Source organism: Caproiciproducens puteiluti (assembly GCF_052442865.1).
GTDB lineage: Bacteria > Bacillota > Clostridia > Oscillospirales > Acutalibacteraceae > Caproiciproducens.
The window spans coordinates 978,605-996,147 of sequence record NZ_CP194790.1; the positions used below are offsets into that span (position 1 = coordinate 978,605).

14 protein-coding genes are annotated in these 17,543 nt (G+C 49.2%); 9 read left to right on the plus strand and 5 right to left on the minus strand.

Going from position 1 to position 17,543, the window contains the following annotated elements; all coding sequences use genetic code 11:
- Positions 1-81: 81 nt before the first annotated feature.
- The 4 genes from ACRQU7_RS04675 to recQ form a co-directional block, all read right to left on the minus strand.
- Positions 82-1,116 (minus strand): zinc-dependent alcohol dehydrogenase, encoded by a 1,035-nt coding sequence (locus tag ACRQU7_RS04675; protein ID WP_444644104.1) that lies wholly within the window; start codon positions 1,114-1,116, stop codon positions 82-84.
- A gap of 17 nt (positions 1,117-1,133) precedes the next feature.
- Positions 1,134-1,934 (minus strand): class I fructose-bisphosphate aldolase, encoded by an 801-nt coding sequence (locus ACRQU7_RS04680; RefSeq protein WP_444644106.1) that lies wholly within the window; start codon positions 1,932-1,934, stop codon positions 1,134-1,136.
- Positions 1,935-2,189: 255 nt separating this feature from the next.
- The gene (locus ACRQU7_RS04685; RefSeq protein WP_444644108.1) at positions 2,190-3,140 is read right to left on the minus strand and encodes a sugar-binding transcriptional regulator; all 951 of its coding nucleotides are present in this window, start codon (positions 3,138-3,140) and stop codon (positions 2,190-2,192) included.
- A 488-nt stretch (positions 3,141-3,628) separates the two neighbouring features.
- Positions 3,629-5,779, minus strand: a complete 2,151-nt coding sequence (gene recQ, locus ACRQU7_RS04690; protein ID WP_444644110.1) for a DNA helicase RecQ — start codon at positions 5,777-5,779, stop codon at positions 3,629-3,631.
- A 409-nt stretch (positions 5,780-6,188) separates the two neighbouring features.
- On the opposite strand from recQ, the gene ACRQU7_RS04695 reads away from it, so the two are divergent.
- From ACRQU7_RS04695 to ACRQU7_RS04735, 9 genes are all read left to right on the plus strand, one after another.
- Positions 6,189-7,949, plus strand: coding sequence for a PrpR N-terminal domain-containing protein (locus ACRQU7_RS04695; protein WP_444644112.1), 1,761 nt, complete (start codon positions 6,189-6,191; stop codon positions 7,947-7,949).
- A gap of 299 nt (positions 7,950-8,248) precedes the next feature.
- On the plus strand, positions 8,249-9,523 hold the full coding sequence (locus ACRQU7_RS04700; protein WP_444644114.1) for a four-carbon acid sugar kinase family protein: 1,275 nt from the start codon (positions 8,249-8,251) through the stop codon (positions 9,521-9,523).
- Positions 9,513-10,670 (plus strand): iron-containing alcohol dehydrogenase, encoded by a 1,158-nt coding sequence (locus tag ACRQU7_RS04705; protein ID WP_444644116.1) that lies wholly within the window; start codon positions 9,513-9,515, stop codon positions 10,668-10,670. Before ACRQU7_RS04700 ends, ACRQU7_RS04705 begins: the two co-directional genes overlap by 11 nt.
- 19 nt (positions 10,671-10,689) lie before the next feature.
- Positions 10,690-11,730: a 4-hydroxythreonine-4-phosphate dehydrogenase PdxA gene (gene pdxA / locus ACRQU7_RS04710; protein ID WP_444644118.1), complete on the plus strand. Its 1,041-nt coding sequence runs from the start codon at positions 10,690-10,692 to the stop codon at positions 11,728-11,730.
- A gap of 46 nt (positions 11,731-11,776) precedes the next feature.
- Positions 11,777-12,694 (plus strand): dihydrodipicolinate synthase family protein, encoded by a 918-nt coding sequence (locus tag ACRQU7_RS04715; RefSeq protein WP_444644120.1) that lies wholly within the window; start codon positions 11,777-11,779, stop codon positions 12,692-12,694.
- Between the two features lie 26 nt (positions 12,695-12,720).
- Positions 12,721-13,698: a hydroxyacid dehydrogenase gene (locus ACRQU7_RS04720; protein WP_444644122.1), complete on the plus strand. Its 978-nt coding sequence runs from the start codon at positions 12,721-12,723 to the stop codon at positions 13,696-13,698.
- A 36-nt stretch (positions 13,699-13,734) separates the two neighbouring features.
- Positions 13,735-14,196 carry a tripartite tricarboxylate transporter TctB family protein gene (locus ACRQU7_RS04725; protein WP_444644124.1) on the plus strand — a complete coding sequence of 154 codons (462 nt, stop codon included), beginning with the start codon at positions 13,735-13,737 and terminating at the stop codon, positions 14,194-14,196.
- Positions 14,197-14,236: 40 nt separating this feature from the next.
- On the plus strand, positions 14,237-15,742 hold the full coding sequence (locus tag ACRQU7_RS04730) for a tripartite tricarboxylate transporter permease (RefSeq protein ID WP_444644126.1): 1,506 nt from the start codon (positions 14,237-14,239) through the stop codon (positions 15,740-15,742).
- Positions 15,743-15,843: 101 nt separating this feature from the next.
- The gene (locus ACRQU7_RS04735) at positions 15,844-16,899 is read left to right on the plus strand and encodes a tripartite tricarboxylate transporter substrate binding protein (protein WP_038322824.1); all 1,056 of its coding nucleotides are present in this window, start codon (positions 15,844-15,846) and stop codon (positions 16,897-16,899) included.
- A gap of 279 nt (positions 16,900-17,178) precedes the next feature.
- Here ACRQU7_RS04735 and ACRQU7_RS04740 read toward each other — a convergent pair whose 3' ends face one another.
- Entirely contained in the window at positions 17,179-17,511 is a 333-nt protein-coding gene (locus ACRQU7_RS04740) for a cupin domain-containing protein (protein ID WP_444644129.1), read from the minus strand.
- Positions 17,512-17,543: the final 32 nt, after the last annotated feature.

The window sequence follows — 17,543 nt, forward strand, 5'->3', positions numbered from 1 at the left end:
GTTTCTTCATCGCGCGTGTAAAAATACAATAGAGAATGACTTTGTTCCCAAAGCCGTTTCCGTCCTTCGGCTGTATTCCGGTCAATGACATTTCAGTAAAATCCGGTAGGTGGAAGGATCGATTGCTTTCTCAAAGGCATCTCCGATTTTTTCGAGGGGGATTACATCCGAGATCAGCTTCGAAACGTCGATCAAATGGAAAGACAGCAAACGGGTAGCCGCAAGAAAGTCGCTTGTCTTCGGGTTAACCGAGCCGGTAATGACCATTTCCGTGGAATGAACCCTGTTTGCGCTCAGGTCGATCGGATTGTCCGGATGGAAAGAGGAGTACATGATGACCCTGCCGTTCTTCCCGGTCATTGCAATACTGTCGGCGGCAAGCTTGGAAATTGCGGCGGTACAAAATACAACGTCCGCTCCGCGGCCGTCCGTCAGGTCTTTTACTCTTTGGATTGCATCGGTTTCCCTTGAATTAATGGTGATATCCGCACCCAGCTCACGTGCGATCTGAAGCCTTTTTTCGTCAACCTCGCACACAATCACGCGAGCGCCACGCAGCTTGGCAAGCTGAATATGCATGGCTCCCATAATGCCCGCACCGATTACCACTACGTCGTTTCCCAATTCGATCTGCGCGTTGTTCACACTATGTACACAGCAGGCCAGCGGTTCGGAAAGAGCCGCGTATTGGAGATTGGTATCTTCCGGGAACGGATAAACGCTTTTCGAGTCGACCATCATGTATTCGGAGAATCCGCCCGGGCCCATCAATCCTTCGTGCGCGGATGCTTTAAAGGAGATGACGCACTGATTTTCGTGGCCGTTACGGCAGTAATAGCATTCGCTGCAGCTTGTGAGCATCCGAATGGCGACCTTGTCGCCCGCCTTTACGCTTTTTACGCCCTCTCCGACTGCTTCCACGATTCCGGACACCTCGTGTCCGCCCGCAAAGGGGTACATTTTCATTATGCCTTGATACACTCTTTGCTCCAGTGTGCAGATTGCGCAATATTCTACTTTTACAAGGACCTGTTTGCCCTGCGGCTTCCGAATTTCTTTTTCAGCGAATTCAAAAGCCTTTTCCTTTGTTAAAACACATACTTTGTAATTACTCATAATAACACCTTATTTCATCAGTAAATTGGGTTAAGCTCTTTGAGGGCGCTTTCAATGCTGCAATTTTCATGGATGAGTTTGGCGATGACCGCGGCATATCTTGCCGGATTCTCGTGTCCCCAGATATTGCGCCCCATCGCAACACCGGCGCCGCCGGCCTCCATGGCGTCCTTGATTTCCTGCAGAAGCTGTTTTTCCGGCACTTTCTTGGAACCGCCCAGAATGACGACAGGAGCATAAACGCTCTCTACCAGTTTGTGAAAGCTCTCCTGGTCGCCCGTATACTCGGTCTTGATGATGTCCGCTCCGAGCTCCACGCCCTGACGGCAGGCAAAAGTGATATTGTCGGGGGTTCTGGCATCCTCTCCGCCTTCAAATCCTCTGGGGAGCATTTCTGCCGTAACCGGCAGTCCCCATTTATGAGCGGCCATAACATTGCGGGTTAAAGAGCTGAGAATCTCATTCTCAAATTTTGATCCGGGGAAGCCCATGGTGATTACAGAGTCGGCGCCCAGCCGGAGGGCGTCCTCAGCAGTAATAACCGTTTGCATAGGCTTGGAATGGTCTCCTAAAAAGGACACGCCGCCGTCAATTCGAAGAATAAGGCCTTTTCCATGGAAACTGTCGGCGAGCTTATCCGCCATTCCCGCCGTGGATAAAAAGGCATCCGCTCCGGCAAGGGCCGTTTCACTGATTGTTTTTCCAGCGTCTTTCAGTGCCGGCAGAATGTTAAAATTGCTGCCGTGGTCCATTGCCAGAATAAAAGTTTTGTGATCCGGCTGAAAGATGTGATTGATACGTTGTACAGTGTTGTTCAATTATGGTTCCTCCTTATTTGTCCATCCAGTAGAATGGCTCCGCTGCTGCCACTGGTTTGCGCGCACAACGCAGTGACAATTGCTAAATGTTACATATGCTCAATATATATTACATATGTAACTGCATACGTTATAACATCTCTGTCTTCTTTTGTCAAGACTTTTTTTAGTATGTTCAGTTTTTTGTGCAACATAGAAAAGCCGCCCCATCATCCTCAGCATTGAGAACGACAGGGCGGCTTCAGTGAAGCTTTTTTATTTCGAAGTAAGGGCTGTCTTTAGTTGCTGCGCGGTTTCTTTATCCGTTATTAGAACATTGATAAAGCGCCCCCGGACCGCGCCGATTATGGCTTGTACTTTTTCAACACCGCAGGCTACGCCAATGCGGAAAGGGACCTTTAAGAGGCTTTCGTGGTCAATCGCCAAAACCCGGTCCTCGATTCCGCTTTGAATCAGTTTGCCGTCGATATCAAAGTAATGCGTACAAACTTCTCCAACCGCGTGATTTCGGTCTAAGTAATCCAGTTCGGCGCCGGATATAAAATTTGGGTGGCGGGAATTGAAAGCCTGTGAACGGTCGCCTATACCGACCAAAGCAATGGTGCACGCCTTCATCGATTGATAAGCCTGCTGATAAATATCTTCTTTTATCAAGGCATCCCGGAGCTTTTTATTTTCCAAAACAATGGGGGCGTACATAAAGCGGGGCTTGGCATTCAAGGTTTCGGCCGCACGGTGGACAATCGAATCGGAATTAATTACGGTTTCTTCGGCGTTCAGGCCGCCCACTAATTGTGTTACTGTAAGATCGGTTTTATCCGTAGCAATAAGATGATCCACCACTGCAGAAAGGGCCCGTCCGCGGGAAAACCCAATAATAAAGTCATTTTGGATGACCCTGTTCAAAAAGCTCGCGGCAACGCTGCCTACCGGAGCGTAAGGATCGTCGTTGGGCGCAATTTCCACAACAAGCATTTCGTTTATGCCGAGCATCATTTCGAGCTGGGTTTCCAGTTCTACGTCGCGCTGCTCACATTCTTGTATGGATATTTTAACAATTCCTAATTCCAGACATTTTTTAAGGATACGATTTACCCGTTGGCGAGACATGAACATTTTCTTTGCAATTTCATCCTGCGTCAAACCGGTTTTATAATAATAATAGGCTACTTTAACATATTCGCTATTTTGCTCCAGATCCGCCATTCTGCCACTTCCTAATAACATTTTCTAAAGTTTTAGTATATCACAAACTGAGCAAACGTTAAACATTATTCATAAATAAAATTAAGAAATACAGCGTATTCAATGCGTGCATGACTTAGGGCCGAACGGCTCGGGGAAAAGCACGATGGTTGGATGTATTACGGGCTCTATTCCGATCAGTACGGCAAAATAGTTTTTCAGGGCCAGCATGATTTCGGGTAATAAGCCCCACCAGATTGCAAAAGCGGGTATTGCCCGGAGCTACCAGATCGTGCAGCCCTTCGGCAATATGACGACGCTTCATAATTATGGTCGGCGGGTTTTGCAAACATTCCGACTATAAAGATGCCGAACAAATTGTGATGTCAGCTTTAAAAACGGTTGGATTGGAAAATAAAAAGGACAGTGTTGCAAAAATACTGAATTTAGAAGAAAGAAAAAAGCTGGAAATCGTGAAAGCGCAATCCCTTTTTGTGTGCCCGGGGGGTTCAATCCAGCCTGCTTTTGTATAGAACGTATCGGATAGCCCCATAGCTTATCTTTTCAGGCAGAGCTTCCTTGATGGGCTTTAGCCTGTCGCGTCCGAAGCGTTTTACGGCTTCCGTAATCAACAGTTCTTCTTCTTTGGTTACAAACAGGCGTGCGTCAATTTCCTGCCCATTTTGAAGGCAGTTCAGCAGATGCTTTTCCACAGTATCCGTGGTAAGCCCGCGTTCCTTTGCAATTTCGTCAATATCAAGTCCGTCTTTATAAAGCCGGTAGCTTTCTTCCTTTGTATCGCTGACAGTTTCCGACGCTTTCCGCTCTTGCTTTTGGGGGGTGTCCGCGGGAATATTCCGGGGAACCTGAATATGGTTTTCTTCGACATACGTCTGAATGGCTTCCGTAAAGCAGCGCCCGAATTTTTTCAGTTTCACGCTGCCCACGCCGGAAATCCTAAGCAGGCTTTCCTGATCGACAGGATAGGCTCCGCACATTTCACTTAAGGTGGCGTCCGAAAAAATGACAAAAGGCGGAACGCTCTCCTTCTGCGCAAGGCGGGCACGTATCCCGCGAAGAATTTCGAAAAGCTTCTCGTCCGGATGAACTGCGCTTCTTTGGGCGGAATCCTGCTTCAGGATGGCGCGTCTTATAGAAACGGCAGTTCTGCCGCATAGGACATCCCGGGCTGAGGGCGTTAGCTTCAGTATTGGATATTGATCCCCGCAAAGCCCGATATATCTTTCTGAAACCAGAAACGACAGGAGTTCCTTTATCGTTTCCGGGGAATATTCCTTCATGATACCGAAGGTACTGAGCCGGTCAAAGCCCATTTCCTTTATTTTTCGCGTGTTGCTGCCACGCAGCACGCCGGTGACCATCCCGCTCCCGAACCGCTCGCCCATGCGGATAATGCACGACATGATTTTCTGTGATTCCACCGTGATATCCGTGCTCTCAACCCGGCTGTTGCAATTGCCGCAATTTTCACATTTGTTTTCTGCGTCCAGCTCTCCAAAATACTTCAGTATGTAAGAACGCAGGCATTTATCGGTGTTGCAGTAATCAACCATATCATTCAGCTTTTGGAAACGGATCGCCTTATCGCTGTCATTTGCGCCGTTTTCAATCAGAAATTTAACCGTGACAATGTCGGATACGGAATAATAGAGAATACATTCGGCTCTTTCGCCGTCGCGTCCTGCTCTTCCTGCTTCCTGATAATAGTTTTCGACGCTTTGCGGCATATTGTAGTGAATAACAAAGGAAATGTTCGATTTGTCAATTCCCATGCCGAACGCATTGGTTGCAACCATCAGATTTATGCGGTCGTAGATGAAATCGTCCTGATTTCCGGTTCGTTCCGCTTCCGGCATCCCGGCGTGATATTTCACGGCCGGATGCCCGCTGATTTTGAGCCTTTGACACAGGGAATCCACCGTTTTTCTTGTGGAAGCATAGATGATCCCGGATTTATTTTTGTGTTTGTCAAGGAACTCAAGAAGCGCGGCGGTTTTGTTCCGGGGCTTTTCCACTTCAAAATAAAGGTTTGCCCGGTCAAATCCGGCCGTCAGCGTAAAGGGCTGCCGCAGCTGTAAAAATCGGACGATGTCCGCCCGAACCTGCGGAGTTGCCGTCGCGGTAAAGGCTGCAACAATCGGGCGGGACGGCAGCAAGGCAATCATTTCCGCTATTTTTGTATAACTTGGCCTGAAATCATGTCCCCACTGCGAGACGCAGTGGGCTTCGTCGACGGCGATCATGGAAACGTTAAGCTTTCCAATCAGTTCGCGAAAGTTCTCGTTTTCCAGTCTTTCAGGAGCAACATAGACGATTTTGTATCTTCCGTTTTCTGCGTTCTCAAACACCGCATACTGCTGGCCGGACGAAAGCGCGCTGTTGATGTATGCCGCGGGGATTCCCGACTGCGACAAAGCGTCAACCTGATCCTTCATGAGAGAGATAAGCGGAGATATTACAATCGTAATGCCGCGAAAAAGCAGCGACGGAATCTGGTAGCACACCGATTTTCCCGCGCCTGTCGGCATAACCGCCATTACATCCTCTCCGCGCAGTATTTTGTCGATGATTTTCCGTTGCCCGGGGCGGAACGCATCATAGCCGAAATAACGTTTCAGCAGCGTCTGCGGATTATCCATTAAAAACTGATCACTCCTGTTTTTTCGAGCTGCCGATTGCTTTGACAAATTTGTCAAAGCTGTTCTCAATACTATTAATTCCATTGTAATCCGGGTTCGAAACATTTTCAAGCATGGGAAAAGATGAAAGCTCACATTTCTCACAAATTCCGTTTTGTCCGGGCTGCGCGGCGCGCCATGTCTTCCGTCATGAATCGGACGCCATATTTACCGATCACTGTTTCACCCTGAGAACGGCACGAAAACTGTACATAATAGAAAGCACTCGGCTTTCAGATCGAAAAGGCCTTCAAGAACTGTTACAATTTTAATCAATATTACTTGATAACGCATAAGCCTGTGTTATAATGTAACTACAAAACGATGGCTTGCGCAATTGGAATACAGCAATAGGAAAGGATGAAGGTGAATGCCGAAAATAAAAGTATTCATTGTAGTTCCTTATGAAGGACTCGGTGAATTGACTTTCAATATAGCCAGACAGTATCCGATGTTTGATATCAGGACGGAGGTCGGCAACCTTGATCAGGGCGTAGAGGCTGCTGCGCGTGCGCAGCAGGACGGATATCAAATGATTATCTCCAGAGGCGGTACGGCTGAAATGATACAGGAAGCGGTTTCCATTCCGGTTATCAGTATTGATATTTCAGGTTACGATTATATGCGTGTAATAGCGCTTACACATAACTTTTCCGGCAAAGCGGCCATAGTGGGATACCACAGCATTACGGAAGGCGCTCAGGCGATCAAAACCCTTCTGAGAAGCGAAATCGATATCTTTACAATTGAAAATTCCAGAGAACTGCCGGGATTGCTGTCCGAACTGCGGCGGAGAGATTACCTGGTTATTGTGGGCGACACCATTACGGTGGAAAAAGCCAAGGAAATGAGCTTTAACGCAATTTTATTGACATCCGGTGAGGAAAGCGTTAAAAAAGCTTTCAACGATGCTTTGAAGATCTATGAGTATATCCAAAAATACAGCCTGAAAACAGAGCTTCTTATGGAAACGCTCCGCCAAATTCCCCAGTACTGCGCTGTCTTCGATTGTACGGGCAATATAGTGTATCAGAAGCTGCCGGAAGAAGATACCGGAAAAGTGGCGGCTGAATTGGCTGAATACTCAAAAATCGTGCTGAGCTCCGGAGAACAGCAGGCGCTGCTGGATTTGGGCGGCCATTACTGGAATGAAACCGGGACGAGGATCTATGCCGGCGGCAATCATCCGTATGCTGTGTTTTACCTTTCAAAATGTATCGATCAGAAATCGGTGTTGAAAGGGATCACTGCCGAAAGCGTTCAGAATACCGCGGATTTTTCCATCACGGTATTTGGCAGAAGCAGTACTTATCTCAGGGAAACCTATGAAGAGGTACAAAAATTCAGCAAGCTCTGCGTTCCGATCCTTATTACCGGAGAAATCGGAACGGGGAAAGATGCTCTTGCAAAAATGATTCATTCCATGAGCGTTAACCGTCAGCATCCCTTTGTTACCATCGACGGTGAAATCGCGGACAGCGACAGCCTGAAAAACAGCCGCGCCCTCATTGATTCGGACCCTTCCTCAACACTTTATCTGAAGCAGCTTCAGGCGCTGAGCCTTCAGAACCAGCGGATTTTGCTGGAAATGCTGGCTGCTCCGGATTTTACCCGTACGCATTTGCTTTTAACGTCTGTATGTGAATCCCCGGAGACGATGATGGTAGCCGGTACTTTGTTGGAAGAGCTTGGCAAGCGTGTCGGCGAATATCGGATCCATCTTCCCAGCTTGCGGGAAAGGAGCGGGGATATGAGGGACCTGACGAGCAATTATATTAATCTTGCCAATTCCCAGTATGGAAAACAAATTGTTGCCGTTGACGATGGGGGATTGAAGCTTCTGACGGATTTCCATTGGGTAACCAACCTTGACCAACTGCAGCGTATTGTTTTCAAGCTGGTCATGGAAGCCGAAGAGCCTTATATCAGTGCGGAAAGCGTCTCCGAAGTGTTGAAAGCGGAAACCGATCTGCAGCCCGTACACAAGAATGTGTCAGATAAAACTTTGGATGAACAGATACAGGATATCATCCGGAATGTGATGAATGAAGAGAATGGGAATTTAACACGCGTGTCCAACCGGCTTGGGGTCAGCCGCACTACGATCTGGAGACGTATGAAAAATGAATGAAGCGAAGAGACTAGTAAAAATGAAACAAATTTAAGTTAGCGTTCCTACCTTTACAAAAAATCCAGATGCAATTTGAAACTTGCGTCTGGATTTTTTATCATTATTTATGAAATCCTATTGCAATTTTAAATATATTATACTATAATTTGAAACAGAAAGTGAATGGCATAGAATGATTTGTTTCAAAATAGAATGGTTGATGATGGGAGGAATATACGGGTCAGCAACAAATTGAAATTCGACTTTTTACGAAATTCAGAAGTCAATAGGGTACTGAAAGCAAAAAGGATTGATGAAATATGATTATCATTATTGCGGATGATTTAACCGGCGCCAATGATACCGGTGTACAGTTTCAGAAAAACGGATTTTCCACAATGGTTCAAACGGAATACAGCGATGTGCAGAGCGAATATCTGCAATGCTGCAATTGCTATGATGCCCTTTCCATTAATGTAAACAGCCGGCAATTGGCTTCGGAGGAAGCGTACAGACGCGTTTATAATCTTGCCAGACAGATCAGCGAAATCCCCACGGAATACGTCTATAAAAAAATCGATTCCCTGCTTCGGGGGAACCCCGCGGCGGAACTGGACGCAGTGATGGACGCGCTGGGGGCCGAAACGGCGCTTGTTGTGCCGAGCTTTCCTGAAAACGGCAGGCAGCTTGTCAATGGAATCATGGTAACGCAGGATGACCGGATCAATGTGGAAAAGATTTTCAGGGAAGGTTCGAAACGTTCCACTTTTAAGCTTTCCTTGGAGGAAATCGGGAAAGGCCCGGAAAGCTTAAAACAGCTGATGAAACGGAAACAAAAGGAAGGCTTTCAGATTTTTATTGCGGACGCTACTTCCGATTCGGAATTGGAAACGATCAAAAACGCTGCCAAACCGATCGATGGAAAAATGATTTTTTGCGGAAGTGCCGGCTTCGCAAAACAGCTCAGCAACGAAAAAAGATTCCAGAAAGAACTTGTTACGAGTGAAAAATCCGAAAATGCGGTTCTTGTAGTTGCCGGTTCCAGAAGGAAAGAGACCGCTGTTCAGCTTCAGCAGATTTCAGAAGCTTTTTTGACACCGATCGTCAAAATTGATGTCTCCAAGGTTGAAAACGGAGGCCGGTCATACAGCGAGGAAATTACAAGATGTACGGATCAAATTTTGCAGACGGTGCAGGAAGGTCATAAACTGATTCTTCTGGCGGTAAGCAGCCTGTTTTCTGAAACACAGGAAAAGCCAAAACCGGAAAACAAAGATCCTGAGGCGGTCAATATTGCCGCGGCGCTGGGGGAAACGGTGGAAAAAATATACCGGAAGATTCGGCTTTGTGCGGTAGTGTCGACAGGGGGAGATACCTCCTTGCAGATATGCAGGGCTTTTCGTTCAAAAGGGATCGAGCTGTGCGATGAGATTGCGGCGGGAATTCCGGTTGGACGGATGGTAGGAGGGGAAGCCGACGGAATGATAATTATCACGAAATCCGGCGGGTTTGGCAACGGAGATGCCCTGATCCAGGTTGTTAATTACCTTGACGATAACCGGAATGAAAATGAAAGGAGACTTTATGGTGGTTAATTACAAAATGAAAATGCCGTCCTGCGTATATGGAGGGGTGGGCAGCGTACATAAGCTTTCGGAGATGGTCGCTGCGGAAAACGCGAAGGAGGTTCTGGTTTTTACTGACAAAGGAGTCCGCGATTCCGGAGTAACGGATTTTGCCCTGAAGGTTTTGGATCAGTGCGGGGTAAAATACCGGGTCATCGATGATCTGGTCCCGGAACCGAGCGTAGATGACGTGCAGAAGGTGATTGATGAGACACAGGATATGCACTGCGACCTGATTATCGCGGTGGGCGGCGGAAGCACAATGGACGCGGCAAAGCTGGTGTCCATGCTGAAAGGCTCTGAATATCGGGTCGGCGATCTGGTAAAGGACCCATCGCTCGCAGTAAAAAAAATCCGGACGGTCATGGTGCCGACGACCTGCGGGACGGGTTCGGAAGCGACCTGCAATGCCATCGTAGCGGTACCCGAGGAAAAACTGAAGGTCGGCATTGTAAATGACGGGATGATTCCCGACTATGTAATTCTCGATCCCGATCTGATCGCGAAGCTGCCCCGAAAAATCATTGCGTCCAGCGGCATCGATGCCTTGGCGCATTGTGTGGAATGCTACACCTCCAACAAGGCGAACCGGTTCAGCGACGCATTTGCTTTGGAAGGCGCGAGGCTGATTTTCGGCAGTATCCGCAGAGCCTATTCGGACCCGGACGACAGCGAAGCAAAAGCCAATATGCTGGTCGGGGCGTTCTATGGGGGAGTGGCGATCACCTCCTCCGGTACAACGGCGGTTCACGCACTGTCCTATCCGCTGGGAGGAACATATCATATCGCACACGGCGTGTCCAACGCCATCCTGCTTGCACCGGTCATGAACTGTAACCTTCTGGACTGCGCAGACCGGCTGGCGGATATCTGTGAGGCCGTGGAGCCGGACTTCCCGGGAGAAACGGAAACCCGGAAGGCAAGGCATCTCATTGATCTGATCGAAGAGATCTGCAGGTTTACGGAAATCCCGAAAACACTCGGCAGCTTTGGGGTTCCGGCAGAGGACCTTGAGTTTTTGGTAGCAGCGGGCAGCCAGGTTACCCGCTTACTGAACAATAACCGGAAAAAACTCAGTCTTGACGATATCAGAAACATCTATCGGCAGGTGCTGTAGTGCGAAAGGACGGAGAAAAATGAGCAGCCTTCCGATTTTGGGAATTACCATGGGCGACCCGTCCGGAATCGGGCCGGAAATTACGGTAAAAACCCTTATGAATGAAAAAGTATACGGCATCTGCCGCCCCGTTGTCATCGGGGACGCCGAAGTGATGAAAAAAGCGGTCGGGATCGTCGGTACCGGACAAATCGCCGTCCATCCTGTTTCGAGGGTGGCGGATTCCCGTTTTCAATTCGGTACAATGGACGTTTACGATTTACATAATGTGCAAACAGAAAAGCTGGAATACGGCAAGGTTTCGGCCATGTCGGGCGGGGCGGCGTTCGAGTGCGTTAAAAAGGCCATTGAGCTCGCCTTGTCCCATGAGGTGGACGCGACCGTTACAAACCCTCTGAACAAGGAAGCCATGAACCTTGCGGGCTTCCACTATTCCGGGCATACGGAAATTTACGCGGAGCTTACGGGTACCCGGGATTACGCCATGATGCTGGCGGACGGCGATTTGCGCGTCGCACACGTGTCCACTCATGTGTCGCTGCGCACCGCCTGCGACCGGGTGAAAAAGGACCGGGTTTACCATGTGATCCGGCTGGCTGACAGCGCCTGCCGGAAATTCGGGATCGAAAAGCCGCGGATCGCCGTAGCCGGTCTGAATCCCCACGCCGGGGAAAACGGGATGTTTGGCAGCGAGGAAACAGAAGAAATTCTGCCGGCGATCCGTCAGGCCGTTTCAGAAGGGATCAATGCCGACGGGCCCCTTCCGCCGGACACGGTGTTTTCGAAGGCACGGGGCGGATGGTACGACATGGTGGTGGTGATGTACCATGACCAGGGGCATATCCCTCTGAAGGTTCTGGGCTTTGTTTACGACCGGGACGCCGGGAAATGGAAATCCGTCAGAGGGGTGAATATCACCCTTGGACTGCCGATCATCCGGACCTCTGTGGACCACGGAACGGCTTTCGATCAGGCGGGCAAGGGGACCGCGAGCGAGTCGAGCCTGATCAACGCAATCGAATACGCCGTACGGCTGACTGGGGAAGGGCCGGCCTTGTAAACGTCTGTCATAAAACAGAGATTCAAAACAATGGAGGAGTAAATCGATGAATAAGAAGTATTACGGTGTCATTCCGCCGATCATTACGCCGGTGGATGAAAAAGAAAACGTTGATGAGGAAGGCTTCGGCAGACTGATTGACCACTGTATTGACGGCGGCCTGCATGGGCTGTTTGTGGCCGGAAGCAACGGGGAAACAATGGCCCTTACACAGAAGGAAAGAGACCATGCCATCGATGTTGTGCTGAAACGGACGAACGGGAGAGTCCCGGTCATGGCGGGCGTGATGGATACCAGCACCCGTCGCGTGATCGATAACATCAAGAGCCTTGAACAAATGGGCGGAACATGCGCGGTGGTCACTTCGATTTTTTATGCCCGCCATACTTCTCAGGATGAAACGGTGCGCCATTTTGAAAAGATAGCGAAGGAAACATCGATCGATTTGATGATCTATAACATTCCAATGTTTACGGGATTAAAGCTGTCGGCTGACACCATTATCCGTATCTCCCAAATCGACCATGTGGTCGGCCTGAAGGACAGCTCGGGCGATTTTAAAGAATTCATGAAATGTCTGGATTATTTTAAGGACAAGGATTTTGCCGTGCTTCAGGGTACGACCGCTTACGCGATGCCGAGTATGCTGCTGGGTGCGGACGGATTCGTCCCCTCCATCGCGCCGCTGTTTACCGAACTGTTTGTGAAGGCATACGAGGCGGGCCGTTCCAAAAATATCGATCTGACGATGAAATATGATGAATTGCTGCGCGAAACCTCTGAAATCCTCGGCATGACGAAGAATGCCACCTCCGCCAATAAATTCGCGCTGTCGCAGCTTGGATTTACCGATAAGCGGGTAATCTTGCCGCAGGATTCCATCCTTCCGCAAGAGGAACAGAAGATTATCGATAAGACAAAAGAAATCAATCGGAAATACGAAGAATTCAAGAAAAATCTGTAACCGTTCCGGAAAGGGGTGTTAAGGCTTTGGATACCGTAGTATTGTCGCACGCACTCTACCAGCCCGGCATGGATGCCCTTGCCGGAAAAGCAAACCTGATTGTTCCCGACAATGGAAACAGCGACGAAATCATTGAACAGCTGAAACAGGCGGACGGTTATATTTTAAGGATCGGGAAGATCGATCGGAAAGCGATCGAAGCCTGCCCGAAGCTGAAGGTGATTACCCGCCCGGGAGTGGGGGTGGATTCCGTGGATGTTGCCGCGGCCACCGAACGAGGGATTCCCGTTGTGATTTGCCCTGCCGCGAATTTCCATGCGGTAGCAGAGCACACTCTGGCTCTCATTTTTGCCCTCAGCAAAAATCTGCTTGAAAGCGTGGAAGAAACACGGAAAGGAAATTTCTCAATACGCAGTAAATACGCCGCGGTAGAGCTGGCCGGAAAGACCATAACGGTTTTGGGCTTCGGAAACATCGGCAGGGAAGCAGCCCGGCTGTGCAGCGCTGTAGGGATGAAGGTCTGCGTCTATGATCCGTACATCAAAAAGGAAGATGTGGCCGCGCTGAATTATTCTTACTCTTACGATATGCTCGAGGCGGTCGGACAGGGTGATTTCGTATCCATCCATATGCCGTCCCTGCCCGCTACACGCGGAATGTTCGCTCAGAAACAGTTTGCAGCGATGAAAAAGACCGCATTTTTCCTGAACTGTGCGCGAGGCGACATCGTCAACGAGCCGGATATGATCGAAGCCCTGACGAATCATGAGATAGCCGGCGCAGGACTGGATGTGCTGGCGGACGAACCGATGAAGCCCGACCATCCACTCATGAAGCTGCCCAACGTGATTCTTACACCGCATATGGCGGCCCAGACGCAGGAAACGACGGAAAAAACGGTTTTGATGGCCGTGGAAGGGACGCTTGCTGTTCTGAGAGGGGAGAAGTGGCCAAACGTATGCAACCCCGAGGTCTACCGGCATCCGAAATGGCAAAATGCCTGAGAAAGAAATCCGAAGTCTTCTGTAAAAGAGGTGAATATGATGACCCTGTCAAAACGCATATTCTTTGTTGCTTTTAATGTTTTCTGCATTGTTTATACGCTCCTGTGCATGCAGCTTGAGGTGGGCGATTTCTCCACTCCTGGCCCGGGCTTCGTTCCCGTTTTTCTGGGGGTGGTCGGTACGGTTCTGTCGTCCTGTCTGACCGTACAGGCCTTCCGGCAGAAGCTGGAAAAGAAGGAAGGGAACGACGAGGATAAGACCAGCCTGATCCGGCTGGGACTCTATGTGCTTGTCTGCTTTGCGTTCCTGCCCATGTTCGATTTTCTCGGTTCACTGATTTCCGTTTTTATTCTGGTTCTGCTGTTGTCCAAAATATCAGGACTTAAAAAGTGGTGGAAATTCACTGTTTTGGGTCTGGCTACATCCGCTTTCTTTTACTGTCTGTTTGCAATGGTACTGCAGGTGCCGCTGCCGCAGGGGTTAATTAGTTTCATTTAAATAATGGCTCAAGAGCTTTTATGGAGAAGAGTTGATAAATATGGATATATTGAACCAATTAGGTACCGGATTTATGTCGGCGCTTACGATTCAGAATCTGATCGCCTGTTTTGCCGGCGTGTTTGTGGGAACCGTCGTCGGGGTATTGCCGGGAATCGGCCCTGTTGGAGCGACGGCGCTTTTGCTGCCGTTTAGCTTCGGGCTGGATACCAGTACGAGCCTGATTCTGCTTTCGGGAATCTTTTACGGCTCTATGTACGGCGGCTCCACCACTTCTATTCTGCTGAACGTACCGGGGGAATCCGCCTCAATGGTCACGGCGATTGACGGACACGAAATGGCAAAGAAAGGACGCGCGGGAGCCGCCCTTGCCGTTTCGGCCATCGGTTCGTTCATTGCGGGCACGGTGGGGGTTGTCCTGCTGATGATCTTTGCTCCGCCGCTTGGAAATTTTGCCCTTTCCTTCGGACCTCAGGAATATCTCTCGATTGCCGTACTCGGAATGCTCCTGCTCAGCAATTTGACCGGGGGGTCGTTTCTGGTTTCCCTCGGAATGTTTATTCTGGGCATGATTATCACGACGATCGGAATCGACCCGATATCCGGAATCAACCGTCTGTCCTTCGATATCCTGGATCTGTCCAAAGGAATTGAGATGCTTCCGGTCATTATGGGCCTTTTCGGTATGGCGGAAGTGTTCTCCGTCGCGGTAGAGCCCTACAAGGTCGGGGAACTCATCAAGGTAAAATTCAGGGATCTGTACCCCACAAAAGAAGAACTGAAACGGTCGGTCGCTCCCATTCTGCGCGGCACCGCGATCGGTTTCCCGATCGGTCTGATACCCGGCCCCGCCGCGGTTGTTTCCTCGCTGGTTTCTTATAAAATGGAGAAAAATTTCTCCAAGCACAAAGAAGAGTTCGGACACGGCGCGATCGAAGGCGTAGCAGGTCCCGAATCCGCCAACAACGCCGCCGCTTCCGGCACGATGATTCCCCTGCTGGCGCTCGGAATTCCGTTCGCGCCCGCTACGGCTGTTCTGCTCAGCGGCTTTATGCTGCAGGGTGTGGCGCCCGGACCTACGTTCATCAGCGGGCATGCCGACCTGTTCTGGCTGATTGTAGCCAGCATGTATATCGGCAATGTTATGCTTCTGATTCTGAACCTTCCTCTGGTCGGAGTGTTCGCGTCTCTCACCAAGGTCAGACCGGAGATTTTGATGCCGATTGTTGTCGCCGTTATGATGATTGGTACATACAGCGTAAACAACAGTACCTTTGATCTCCTGATTCTGATGATTTTCGGTGTGATCGGCTACATTCTGAAGATTGTGAATATCTCACCGGCTCCCATTATTGTCGGATTTGTTCTTGGCAACGTATTTGAAAAGGGTCTGCGCCAGTCGCTGCTGGTTGCGGGCGGCGATTTTGCTACTCTCTTTATGCGGCCGATCGCCGGCTCCATGTATCTGGTTTGCCTGGCTGTGCTTATTTGGGTCATAGTCGGACAGGTGAAGAAGAAATATAAGGTTTCTATTTCTGAGGACTGATCCGGCCCGTCGTTTCATAAGGCGATGTATTCGGGCGTATGAGGCGGAAAGGCCGCCTTACGGCCGGATTTCATAGTAGAAGATTAGGGAGGAATTGAAAAATGTTATCTATTAAAAAGGCAGTCTGTGGTTTGCTTGCGGTTGCTCTGATGGCGACTCCGCTTTTAGGCGGCTGCCAGAGCCAGCCTAAGTCACAGTCCGGCGGCGGGGCAAACAGCACCGCGGCGGATTCCAAAACGACAGAAAACAGCGATTACCCGAAAAAGACGATTACCCTTATCAACCAGTTCGCGGCGGGCGGCTCGTCGGACGTTCTCGGCCGCGCGCTTGCCTCTGTGGTGAACAAGTATATCGGTGCGACCGTTATGGTGGAAAACAGACCGGGCGGAAGCGGCACGATCGGGACGGATTATGTTCTGAAATCCAAGCCGGACGGATATACTTTGCTGATCACCTCTTCCGGAAACTTTACCACGACTCCCATCGTGCAGGGAGCCCCTTATGATCCGGTCAAGGATGTAAAACATATTATCGGCATTGAATCTCTTCCTATGGCAATAGTTGTGAATGCGGATTCTCAGTGGAAGACCCTTGAGGACCTGGTGAATTACTGCAAGGAAAATCCCGGAAAGCTGAAAGCCGGGGCGGGCGTGCCCGGCGGAACCAATCATATGGCATGGCAGAGATTTACCAAAACGGCGGGAATCAAAACCAATGAAATCCCGTTCGGCGGCGGTACTTCCGAAGCGACCACTTCACTGCTTGGCAATCACATCGACGCCAGCGTGCTTCATCCCACGGAAATCAGCGAGCAGCTCAAAGGCGGCAAGCTGCGCATGCTGGCAATTTTCAGCGATGAAAAGCTTGTTGATTACCCGGATGTCCCAACCGCCAAGGAATGCGGCTACGATGTGGTCGTACAGGTCAACAAAGGAATCAGCGGACCGGCTGGTTTGCCGGACGACATTGTTCAGAAAATTCATGACGCTTTTAAACAGACCATGGAAGACCCCGAATTTATTAAAATCGTACAGAAGACCGGCGATTACAATTATCTGAAGTATGAAACCGGCGATGAACTGAAAACCGATCTGGACAAAATGCGCGATGATTTCTCTCCTCTGCTGAAGGAACTCGGACTGGAAAAGAAAAAATAAAAATTCGGTGCGTAAACCCTTTCGGGTGCCTCTGCGGTTGGTTTTCAAGGTCCGATTGCCGGCTGAAATATTATTTTGGAAAAGAATTGCGGCCTTTCTGATATTTTTCAGAAAGGCCGCAATTACTTAGGGTATTACCAAAGGCGTCTGCTATAAAGGGAAGGTGTTATTTTAGATACAGAAGTCCGAAACCTCACAATATATAAAGAACAGTTATGGGCACTTTGAGAAAGGAAGGAACCCATACTGCGTTGCGGTTAGGGATAGCAGTCTCATTTTTTATATTGCGGCATGAAACCAAAAAACCTTGACGGGAATAGAATCAATATCTTTTTTAATGGTATGAGGCATATTTGCAGGAACAATGAAAGATGTTTCAGGCTCAATTTTGAATTCTTGACTTCCAACCTTGGCCCAGCCGGTTCCTTCCAGCACTAGAAAGCCTTCCTGATCTGCATGATTTCCAGGAGCCGGATATTCTGTTTTTGTGTGAATACTAATTCCTGCAGAGCATCCCGCTACGCATCCGTTTTCCTCTTTCAGCATGTAATGTGTAATGTACGGTTCTGCTTTGCCGGCTGGAATATCTTTAAGGCGCTCATAATATTTCATAATCAAATTTCCTCTCTTATGGAATAGTAAAA